The sequence below is a fragment of the Rhizobium sp. MHM7A genome (assembly GCF_005862215.1).
Lineage (GTDB): Bacteria > Pseudomonadota > Alphaproteobacteria > Rhizobiales > Rhizobiaceae > Rhizobium > Rhizobium bangladeshense.
On record NZ_VCHT01000018.1, the window covers coordinates 120,862 to 132,045 of the forward strand.

General features: G+C 61.2%; 8 protein-coding genes and 1 pseudogene. 7 read left to right on the forward strand and 2 right to left on the reverse strand.

Annotated features, from left to right (window positions below; translation table 11 throughout):
- Positions 1-30 precede the first annotated feature (30 nt).
- From FFR93_RS35330 to FFR93_RS35355, 7 genes are all read left to right on the forward strand, one after another.
- Positions 31-1,104 (forward strand): efflux RND transporter periplasmic adaptor subunit, encoded by a 1,074-nt coding sequence (locus tag FFR93_RS35330; protein WP_138396590.1) that lies wholly within the window; start codon positions 31-33, stop codon positions 1,102-1,104.
- Positions 1,101-2,186: an efflux RND transporter periplasmic adaptor subunit gene (locus tag FFR93_RS35335; RefSeq protein ID WP_064709615.1), complete on the forward strand. Its 1,086-nt coding sequence runs from the start codon at positions 1,101-1,103 to the stop codon at positions 2,184-2,186. Before FFR93_RS35330 ends, FFR93_RS35335 begins: the two co-directional genes overlap by 4 nt.
- On the forward strand, positions 2,183-5,257 hold the full coding sequence (locus tag FFR93_RS35340) for an efflux RND transporter permease subunit (protein ID WP_138396591.1): 3,075 nt from the start codon (positions 2,183-2,185) through the stop codon (positions 5,255-5,257). Before FFR93_RS35335 ends, FFR93_RS35340 begins: the two co-directional genes overlap by 4 nt.
- A gap of 162 nt (positions 5,258-5,419) precedes the next feature.
- Positions 5,420-5,584, forward strand: coding sequence for a hypothetical protein (locus FFR93_RS41115; protein WP_171049309.1), 165 nt, complete (start codon positions 5,420-5,422; stop codon positions 5,582-5,584).
- Between the two features lie 127 nt (positions 5,585-5,711).
- Positions 5,712-7,163 carry an NCS1 family nucleobase:cation symporter-1 gene (locus FFR93_RS35345; RefSeq protein WP_138396592.1) on the forward strand — a complete coding sequence of 484 codons (1,452 nt, stop codon included), beginning with the start codon at positions 5,712-5,714 and terminating at the stop codon, positions 7,161-7,163.
- Positions 7,164-7,328: 165 nt separating this feature from the next.
- Positions 7,329-8,036 (forward strand): DUF4272 domain-containing protein, encoded by a 708-nt coding sequence (locus FFR93_RS35350; RefSeq protein ID WP_138396593.1) that lies wholly within the window; start codon positions 7,329-7,331, stop codon positions 8,034-8,036.
- 169 nt (positions 8,037-8,205) lie between these two features.
- The gene (locus FFR93_RS35355; protein ID WP_064713217.1) at positions 8,206-9,249 is read left to right on the forward strand and encodes a magnesium and cobalt transport protein CorA; all 1,044 of its coding nucleotides are present in this window, start codon (positions 8,206-8,208) and stop codon (positions 9,247-9,249) included.
- On the opposite strand, the pseudogene FFR93_RS35360 reads toward FFR93_RS35355, so the two are convergent.
- Both FFR93_RS35360 and FFR93_RS35365 read right to left on the reverse strand, forming a co-directional pair.
- Positions 9,250-10,022: pseudogene (locus FFR93_RS35360) on the reverse strand (phosphotransferase).
- Positions 10,023-10,042: 20 nt separating this feature from the next.
- Positions 10,043-10,924: an MBL fold metallo-hydrolase gene (locus FFR93_RS35365; protein ID WP_138396594.1), complete on the reverse strand. Its 882-nt coding sequence runs from the start codon at positions 10,922-10,924 to the stop codon at positions 10,043-10,045.
- Positions 10,925-11,184 lie beyond the last annotated feature (260 nt).

Consider the following 11,184-nt stretch of genomic DNA (forward strand, 5'->3'; position numbering starts at 1 on the left):
GCAGCTGCCGTTGAGAGCAAGAGGTCAACTATGAGAACCATTCTGGTCGCCACTGCGATCATCTGCGCCGTCGGTCTGGCATCCTGCAGCGATGCGAGCGGGCCGACCGAGCCAACCCCGCGGCAGGTCGGCGTCGTCGTCGCCAAGCCTGAGCCGCTGGTTGACGGCGGTGCGCTGACCGGAGAAGTCCGCGCCCGTGTTCAGACCGATCTGTCCTTCCGCGTCAGCGGCAAGATCATCGAGCGGCTGGTGGAGGTCGGACAATCGGTGAAGGCGGGGCAAGTGCTGGCGCGCATCGATCCGGAGGAGCAGAAGGCAGATCTCGATGTGGCCGCCGCCAATCTTCAGTCCGCTGAGGCCCTGCAGACCCAGGCGCAGCTTGCCTTCGACCGGCAGCAGAGCCTTTTTCGAACCCAGGTGACGACGCGCGCCGCACTCGATCAGGCACAGGAAGCGCTGCTGACCGCCCAGGCATCGACGAAGTCGGCGCAGGCGCTTTTCGAAACCGCACAGGATACCCTGTCCTACACGGAGCTGAATGCAGATGCCGACGGCGTGATCACCGCCCGCAATGCCGAGGTCGGGCAGGTGGCGCAGGCCGCTCAGGTCGTCTTCACCCTTGCCCATGACGGCGAACGGGATGCCGTTTTCGAGGTGGTTGAAAGTGCCTTCCTCCGCCCGATCGACGGCGACGGAACAGTTACCCTTCTATCGGACCCGACACAGAAGATCACGGCGAAGGTTCGCGAAATTTCTCCGACGATCGATTCCTCCACCGGCACTATCAGGGTCAAGATCGCGATATCAAGCGACGCGCCTATTCCTCTGGGCGCACCCGTCGTCGGACGGTTCAATTACCTCTCGCAGGACGTCATCCAACTGCCCTGGTCGGCAATGACCTCGAAGGACGGCAAGCCGGCCGTCTGGATCGTGGATCCCGCATCCTCTGCGGTTTCCGTCCGTGCGGTCGACGTCGCCGGCTATGAGACCGGCAGCTTCGTCGTCAAGTCGGGTGTGACGGCGGGAGAGATAGTCGTGACTGACGGGACCAAGTTCCTCAGGCCCGGCGAAATCGTGTCTTATGTCAAGGAAGCTTCCAAGTGACTATTGGTCCCAAGATAATCGCACTGATGATGGGTACGGCCTTGCTTTCCTCCTGCACGAAGCAGGAGGAAGGCAAGGAAGAGGCGCCCCGTCCGGTGCTGTCGATGACGGTCAAACAGACGCCCGCGACGAGCCTCAGCCTGACCGGTACGATCGAACCCACGATCGAGACAGAGCTCGGCTTCCGGATCCTCGGACGGATGATCGCCCGCAACGTCAATGTCGGCGACATCGTCAAGAAGGGCGACGTCGTCGCCGCGATTGATCCACTGGCGCTGGAGCTTGCGGTGCGCAGCGCCCAGTCCGATGTGGAAAATAGCGACGCCCAGCTCAGAAACGCGGTGACCACGGAGCAGCGCCAGCGCGCGCTGGTGGAATCGCGCTCCGGCACGGAAGCTTCGCTTGAAGAAGCAGAGCAGGCGAGGCGAACGGCCGCGGCCGCCGTCGCCAAGGCGCAAGCCAACCTCGACAAGGCCAGGGAGCAACTGGGCTACGCACAGCTGCGGGCGGAATTCGACGGAGTGGTGACGGCGACCTCGGCTGAGGTTGGCCAGGTCGTATCGGCCGGCCAGACCGTCGTGACCATCGCGCGTCCGGACAAGCGCGACGCCGTGGTCGACGTGCCCCAGGCCGCCGCTCAAAAACTGAAGAACGGCGCGCCTTTCGAAGTGACGCTGCAGCTCGACCCGACGATCCGCACCTCCGGGACCGTGCGCGAGATCGCGCCGGAGGCGGAGACCGCCACGCGCACGAGCAGGACCAAGATCGCGCTCACCAATCCGCCTGAAGCCTTCAGGCTCGGCTCGGTCATCACAGCCTCGGCAACAATCGCCGCCAATCCCGAGATCGTGTTGCCTTCCTCGGCCATCCTTGCCGGCAGCGACGGCTCGAGCGTCTGGATTGTCGATGTGCCTGCCAGGAAGGTGTCGCTGCGCCGCGTGAAGATCGACGGCGACCTCGTCGACGGCGGAAGCGTCCGCGTCACGGAAGGACTCGCTCCCGGAGAGCGGGTGGTCGTGGCGGGCGTGCATAAACTTGAAGATGGCCAGCCCATCAGGATCGACCAGGAGATCAGCCAGTGAAGTCCTTCAACCTTTCCGACTGGGCGCTCGAACACCGTTCGCTCGTCTGGTACTTCATGATCGTCTTCATTCTCGCAGGCGCCTTCTCCTACCTGAACCTGGGTCGTGAGGAAGACCCGAATTTCACCATCAAGACGATGGTGATCACCGCGCAGTGGCCTGGCGCTTCCGCAGAGGAAGTGACGCGGCAGGTGACCGACAGGATCGAGAAGAAGCTCCAGGAACTGGAATCGCTCGACTACACGAGGAGCCAGACCGTCGCCGGCCAGACGACCGTTTTCGTCGAGCTGCTGCCGACGACGAAGGCGAGGGATGTCACACCGACCTGGCTGCGTATCCGCAACATGATTGCCGACATCAAGGGTGATTTCCCGAGCGGCGTCGTCGGCCCCTTCTTCAACGACCGTTTCGGCGACGTGTTTGGCAATATCTACGCCTTCACCAGCGACGGTCTGACCCAGCGGCAGCTGCGCGATCTCGTGGAAAATGCTCGTTCTGAGGTCCTGAAGGTATCGAATGTCGGCAAGGTCGACGTGATCGGCGCCCAGGACGAGGCGATTTATCTGGAGTTCTCTACGCGCCAGATTGCAGCACTTGGCATCGACCAGCAGTCGGTCGTCCAGACCCTGCAGGCCCAGAACGCTGTCACCCAGTCCGGTTTTGTCGATGCCGGGCCGGAGCGCATCGCATTGCGGGTGAGCGGACAATTCACCTCCGAAGAAAGCCTGCGATCGATCAACCTTCGCATTAACGACCGCTTCTTCCCGCTGACCGACGTCGCCACGATCAAGCGCGGCTATGTGGATCCGCCCTCGGCGCTGTTCCGGTTCAACGGCGAGCCGGCGATCGGGCTTGCCATCGGCATGAAGCAGGGTGCCAACCTCCTGGAGTTCGGCGAAGCGCTCGATGCTGAAATGAAGCAGGTCGTTGCCGATCTTCCGATCGGCGTGGATGTCCACCGTGTTTCCGACCAGCCGCATGTCGTCGATGAGGCTGTCTCCGGCTTTACCCGGGCGCTGTTCGAAGCGATCGTCATCGTGCTCGTCATCAGCTTCATCAGTCTCGGCCTTCGCGCCGGCATGGTGGTGGCGATCTCCATTCCCCTCGTGCTTGCCATCACCTTTGTGGTGATGGGATATTCCGGCATTTCGCTGCAGCGCATCTCGCTCGGCGCCCTCATTATCGCGCTCGGGCTGCTCGTTGACGATGCCATGATCGCCGTCGAGATGATGGTGGCCCGCCTGGAGGCAGGCGACGATCTGAGGAAGGCCGCCACCCACGTCTATACATCGACCGCCTTTCCGATGCTGACCGGAACGCTTGTCACTGTCGCAGGCTTCATCCCGGTCGGTCTCAACAACAGCGCCGCCGGCGAATTCACCTTCACGCTTTTCGTCGTCATCGCGGTTTCGCTGGTCGTGTCCTGGATCGTGGCTGTGCTGTTCACGCCGCTTCTCGGCGTCACTATCCTGCCGAAGACCATGAAATCCCATCACGAGAAGAAGGGGCGCTTCGCCGCCGTCTTCTCCTGGCTTCTGAAGCTCGCGATGCGCTGGCGCTGGATCACCATCGTGGCGACGGTCGGCGTCTTTGCCCTTTCGGTCGGCGGCATGGGGCTGGTGCAGCAGCAGTTCTTCCCGAACTCGGACAGGACCGAGCTCGTCATCGACTGGAACCTGCCTCACAACAGTTCCATCGCCGAGACGAACAGACAGATGGCCAAATTCGAAAAGGAGATGCTGGCCAACAACAAGGATATCGACCACTGGACGACCTATGTCGGCCAGGGCGCACCGCGTTTCATCCTGTCCTTCGACGTGCAGACACCCGACGTTTCGTTCGGACAGACGGTGATCGTTACCAAAGGACTCGACGCGCGCGACAAGGTTCGGGCAGAGCTGCAGGCCTATCTGACGAAGACCTTCCCCGGCACCGACGCTTTCGTTAAGCTTCTCGACATCGGCCCGCCGGTGGGCAAACCTGTCCAGTACCGGATCAGCGGCCCGGCCATTCAGAAGGTCCGCGATATCTCACAGCAATTTGCAGGTGTCGTGGGTTCCCACCCCCTGCTTTCGAACATGGTGCTGGACTGGAACGAACCTTCCCGCGTCGTAAAGGTCGATGTCCTGCAGGACAAGGCGCGACAGCTCGGCGTCTCCTCCGAGGACATCGCAACCGCGCTTAACGGTATCGTTGAGGGTTCTACGGCGACACAGATCCGCGACGACATCTACCTCGTCAATGTCGTCGGGCGAGCCAGGGCATCCGAGCGCGATTCGATCCAGACCCTTGAGAATCTGCAGCTCTCGACCTCCAACGGCAAGGTCGTGCCTCTCTCGGCAGTCGCGAATTTCCGTTACGAGCTCGAGCAGCCGACGATCTGGCGCCGCGACCGGCAGCCCACGATCACGCTCAAGGCAGCCGTCATCGGTTCGACGCAGCCGGCGACGATTGTCGATCAGCTGAAGCCGAAAGTCGGGGAGTTCCAGAAGAACCTTCCTGTCGGATACAAAATTGAAATCGGCGGCGCCGTCGAATCCAGCGCTGAGGCGCAGGGGCCGATCGCCGCCGTGGCTCCACTGATGCTGTTTACGATGGCGACGATCCTGATGATTCAGCTGCAGAGCTTCAGCCGCCTTTTCCTGGTCTTCGCGGTCGCGCCGACGGCCCTGATCGGCGTGGTCGCAGCACTCCTGCTAAGCAATGCTCCGATGGGCTTCGTCGCCATCCTCGGCGTCCTGGCCCTGATTGGCATCCTGATCCGCAACTCGGTCATTCTGGTCGTGCAGATCGAGCATCTGCGCGCCGAAGGCGTCGCGGCGTGGCAGGCGGTGATCGAGGCGACCGAACACCGCATGCGGCCGATCATGCTGACCGCGGCAGCCGCCACGCTCGCACTGATCCCGATTTCGCGCGAGATCTTCTGGGGTCCGATGGCCTACGCCATGATGGGCGGCATCGTCGTCGGAACGGCGCTCACACTGCTGTTCCTGCCTGCGCTCTACGTGGCATGGTTCAGGATTCCGAGGGACGAAGGCGTTCGGGCCGAAGCCGCCGCGGCGGAAGTTTGAGCCTGTCTTCGCGGCCATCGCCTACGGCCGCCGCGGCGGCCGCTGCAACACGGGCCGCGATAAGAAATGGGTGGGATGGCGCAGGCGATGCCATCCCACGCCGAAATGAGAATTGGCGAAAGTCTGCTCCCAAGAGCCTTTTGATTCCCGGGAAATCGATCGATGACGGAACGGCATTCTCTTGCCAAATTCGGCGCCCAGCTTGCCTCCTTTGAGAGCGGCAGGCGATCGACCGCCGGCGATGTCGGCGCCTTCATCTTTGATGCTGCAGGCGCCGCGGTCCCGAGCCCGTTTCGGCTGGCCGGACGTGTCGTCGGCGCGCAATAGGCCGGGTGCCTGTACATCTGCATCCTCACCATTGTGTACAATGTGACTAGTAAATTGTCAGATGCCCAAATGAGGAGCAGACTTTCTTCCGTGGTCGAGTCGACCTCAGGGATATGGGAGGGCATTCATGAGCATACGAAATCCATCTCCCTCGTTATACAACGAGGATCTTGCGCCCGCCGAGGAGCGCAAATGGGGTGCGTTCAGCATCTTCAACGTCTGGACCTCAGACGTCCACAGCCTCTGGGGCTACTATCTGGCGGCGAGCCTGTTTCTGCTCTGCGGTAGCTTCGTCAATTTCGTCATCGCCATCGGCATCGGCTCTCTCGTCATCTTCTTTCTCATGAGCCTGGTCGGCAATGCGGGCGTGCGTACCGGCGTGCCCTTTCCGGTGCTGGCGCGCGCCTCCTTCGGCACTTTCGGTGCCAATGTCCCGGCACTTGTCCGGGCGGTGGTCGCCTGCTTCTGGTACGGGGCGCAGACCGCCGCGGCATCCGGTGCAATCGTCGCCCTGCTGATCCGCAATGAGAGCCTGCTCGCCTTCCACCAGAATAGCCACCTGCTTGGCCATTCGACGCTGGAGGTCATCTGCTACGCCATCGTCTGGGCGCTGCAGCTGCTGATCATCCAGCGCGGCATGGAAACGGTCCGCAAATTCCAGGATTGGGCAGGTCCGGCCGTGTGGATCATGATGCTGATCCTCGCGGTCTATCTGGTCGCCAAGTCGGGCACTTTCTCTTTCGGTTCAGAAATCCCGCGTGATGTCCTGATTGAAAAGACCAAGGATGCCGGCGTGCCCGGCGAACCTGGCTCGATTGCGGCGCTTGCTGCCGTGGCCGCCACCTGGATCACCTATTTCGCCGCACTCTACCTGAACTTCTGCGATTTCTCGCGTTATGCAACGAGCGAAAAGGCGCTGCGGAAGGGCAATCTCTGGGGTCTGCCGATCAACCTCCTGGCCTTCTGCCTCGTCGCAGGCGTCACCACCACGGCCGCCTTTACGGTCTATGGAGAGGTGTTGCTGCATCCCGAACAGATCTCGGCCAAATTCGAAAGCTGGTTCCTGGCGCTGCTTGCGGCGCTGACGTTCGCGGTCGCGACGCTCGGCATCAACGTCGTGGCGAATTTCGTTTCGCCGGCCTTCGACTTCGCCAACGTCTTCCCGCGCCAGATCAATTTCAAGCGCGGCGGCTATATCGCCGCCCTGATCGCTCTCGTGCTTTATCCCTTCGCTCCGTGGGAGACAGGTGCGGCACATTTCGTCAACTTCATCGGTTCGACAATGGGGCCGATCTTCGGCATCATGATGGTGGATTATTACCTTATCAGGAAAAGTCGGCTGAACGTCGAGGCGCTCTATCACGAGAATGGCGAGTTCCGCTTCCAGAACGGATGGCACGGCAATGCCTTTATCGCATTTGCGGTCGGCGCTCTATTCTCGTCGATCCTGCCGACTTTCACCTCGATCCTGCCGGACTGGTGGGGCACCTACGGCTGGTTCTTCGGCGTCGCCATCGGTGGAGCAATCTATTTCGTGCTGAGAATGGGCGCGCGGCGCAATCCGGCCTTCGCATCCTGAAAAACGCGGCGCCCGGCATTGCCGGGCGCCCGACTCATCGAGTTCCATAGGTAAAATCACGTTTACCAATTTTGCGGAAAGCAGCGCTTGTTTCCGGGCTTTGCAGTCCCACTGATACGGAAAAATGCCTATTGCTCACCTTGCCGCGCCGACAGGGAGTCAGACATGAAGCGACTATTTTCCACCCTTCTCGCACTGATTATTCCGGTGCAGGCAGCCGTCTCGCAAACTGCCGACGATGCACAGGCGCGCAAGGCCCGTTCTGTCGCCCAGCTTCGATCGGAAGGCGTTCCGACCATCGATCACCTGCCGACCATCGAGCCCGAGAGCACGAGCATCCGTCGAAATACCGAGGTCGTCGTCCAGCGCGCCGTCGCGCTGGCGATCGTCGCCGTGAAAGGCGAGACCGGCGACCACGCGATGGGTCAGGCCCTCATCCGGCAGTTCGGGGCGAAAGGGTTTTTTACCCCGAAGGAGCAGGCCTTCATGGACGATCCCGATCCCTCGGATCAGGACCAAACGAATTTCACCTGGCGTTACGAAGGCGTGCACGTCATGCTTTGGGCGCTCGGCATCGTGCCCGAGCTCGAGCGCCCCGACCATATCTGCGACGTCCCGTTCATTGCGAACACGCTCCGCGAGCTGGGTACGGATGGATTGATGCGCGGTGCCAAGCTGCGCTCGCAGAACGAGCTGCTCGACGCCGCCGACCTGACCTATCGCTACGATTGGGCCGTCGTGAATGCAAGGCTGAAGGGCGAAGAGCCGCCCACCGGATTGAACAAGGGTGTGGTCCATGAGCGCCATTATGCCCTCAACTGGCTGATCGGCTACATGGACCAGGACTGGGACGATATTTCCACGGACACGTGATAGCGGGTGATGCTTCTGTAACCGCTAACTGAGCCGGCAGGCGGCGGCTCGTCGCCACATGGCCGGAGGCGGATGCATGTTTTTCGAAATAGCATTATGATCGCCGCAACGCCTGACTGGCGTTGGTTGCGGATGTGCGATCCGCACGGGAATGGGGAGGATGGCGGGATTGAAACGGTTAAAGGATTTGGACAGTGTTTCCGTGCGGACCGGAAGCGCTCCGTCGTCGCCTCCGCATGAACGGCGCGGTGTCGTCGCGGCCGCTGTCTACCAGCACGGGCAGCGTATTCGCGACATCAGGATAGAAGAGGCCGGAGAATGGCGGAACCGGGAGAATGCCATCGTCTGGATCGGCCTGCACGAGCCGGATGAAGTGCTGCTGCACCAGATCCAGGCCGAGTTCAATCTTCACCCGTTGGCGATCGAGGATGCGGCGCAGCCGCACCAGCGTCCGAAGCTGGAAATTTACGGGGACGCAATGTTCGTCGTCGCCCGCACTGCCCATATGAAGGATGGGGAGATCATCTTCGGCGAAACGCACCTCTTCGTCGGTCGTGGTTATGTCGTCTCCGTGCGCCATGGAGAATCCTCCTCCTATCTTGCAGTCAGGCAGCGGTGCGAGGCCACACCCGCCGCCCTTGCTCACGGCGAGAACTATATCCTCTATTCCATCCTCGATTTCATCGTCGACAATTACATGCCCGTCATCGAGGTGGTGCAGGAGGAGGTCGAGAAGCTCGAGGATCTGGTGCTGCGCGAACAGCTGTCGAAGTCCGATATCGAACGGCTCTACCTGCTGCGGCGCAAGCTCCTGCGGCTGCGCAATGCCGTGGTGCCGCTGGTGGATGTCTGCCGCCGATACGAACACATCGATCTGCCCGGCATGGATCCGACGCTTCAGTCGCTGTTTCGCGATGTGACCGATCACGTGCGCCGGGTCCAGGAAGATATCGACGCGCTGCGCGAAGTGCTTGCCTTCGCCTTCGAGGCCAGCGTGATGATCGGCCAGACGGAACAGACGGCGATTGCCCGCAAGCTCGCCGCCTGGGCGGCAATTCTCGCCGTTCCCACCGCGATCGCCGGCATCTATGGCATGAATTTCAACGATATGCCGGAACTGAAATTCCAGTATGGCTATTTCGTCGTGCTTGGTGTCATCGCCGTCTTGTGCACCGGCTTGTTCGGCTTCTTCCGCCGGAGGAAATGGCTCTAATCAGGACAGCGCTTGCAACAACTGGTCCCGATACCTGCGATATAGCCGATGTCGTTAAGATAGAGCCCGGCGTCTCCTGCATGGACGTCCTCCCTAAAGAATTCGTCTCCGGCTGCGGCACTCGCCAGCATGATATCGACGAGGGCTTGAAGCCGCCTGCAGATCATGTCCGGGAGCCGGCGCCGTTCCTCTGCCGTCGCGCCGTAGGCGTTGCAGAAGATTTCCGCCCGCCGCAGCTGTTCATAAAAGCCGAATGCCACAGCCGGATTGGCGGGGTCGGAGAGCGGCGCCCAGCGATAGACCGCATAGGCGAGATCCCAAAGCCGCGGTGCGGGATGGGCAGTATCGAAATCGATGATCCCGATGGCCTCATGATCGATAGTGGCGACATTGTAGGGCGCATAGTCTCCGTGGCAGACGACCTCGCGCGGTTCCTGCGGCGGCAGCATCCAGATCTGGGCCGCGTCATCCGATTCCAGAAAGCCTTGAGATGCAGTATGAAAATCGCGCAGCAGTCTCGCTGCGGAAATCAGCATGCGCTCCGAGCCGATAAGGGGATCGCCGAGGTCTTCGCAGACGCGGCCAGCGACGTAGCCGACGACCTCCTGACCTTCACCGGTGATGCGAATGGCCTCCGGCGCTGCGAGGAAGCCTTTGCTTCTGAGATGGCGCAAAAATCGGTGCGCGGTCGGCGTCCATTCGCCGGACGGCCTGATGACGGTATCGCCGTCGCGCCAGATCTGCCCGATCCGCCCGCCCTCCAACAGTCTCACGTCATGGCCTCCGGTATTCTCTATGCGGATTTCAATTTTTCGATACGGGCCTGAACCGTGGCGCCGAGATTGGTCTCATGACAGGCCCGGTAGAACGCCACCGTGTCCAAAGGCATTCCGTCGGGAATGGCGACGAAATCTTGAAGCCTGAAACCATCCATGCCACCGAGTTGCGGCTCCGCCAGCCGGCTCTTGCTCAAGGTACCGATACGTTCGGCCAAGGCTTGGAAATAGGCGATGTTCTCATCCACGGTCGAAGGCGAGGATGTCTTGCCATGCGCAGGGATGACCAGTCTCGCTTCCAAGTCACGGATCCGCGTGAGCGAGGATTGGATCAGCCGAAGATCGTGACCACTTCTGCTCCACACTTCGGGAACAGGGTACTCCACCGCGTCGACGGCCAGGCAGATGCGAAGTTCAGGAATCCAGACGGCGATATGATCGGGCGTGTGTCCCGGCGTATGAATGAGTTCGAGCGTCAGATCGCCGCCGTTCAGCACCATAGAGCCGCAGAAGGTGATATCGGGGCCGATGAGCTCCACCTTGCGAAAGCGCGATTCCTGGTTCGCCTTGTCCTTCAGGACCTGCTGAGTGGAGGCGTCACGCAGACGGTCGAGTGCCGCGGCATGCGCGATGATCGGAGCGCGCCCTGAAATCGCAGAGTTTCCCCAGAAGTGATCCCAGTCCATATGTGAATTGACGACGAGCAGCGGACGAGCCTTGGCGTTTTCCTCAAGCAGGTCGAGCGCGATCCGGCATAGTTCGGGCGTGCCAAGCGTATCGATCAGGACGTTGAACCTCTCCGTCCGGACAAATACGGCATCCACTTCGTCTCCCGCCCGAACGATGACGATCCGCTCATCGAGTCCGGGATAGGAGCATAATTCTACCGATAGGTTCACGTCCGGCCGCCCTTATCACAATCAAAGTCGTTTCATCAGAACATTAACAACTGTTAGCATGCTTGCCTCTAAAGCTGGGCCGTTTTCTGCTCCACCGGTGCGAACACACCCCAACCCTTCATCACGGCGTTCGTACGGCTGCCGCGCAGATCACCTTCACGCCGCGTTTCGAGCGGCCGAGGCGATCGTGTCCCATGGAGTGGTGTAGCTGGATTTCATAGCCATCGGTGATTTCCGGTAGGGTCGGGTTGCTTAGAGCC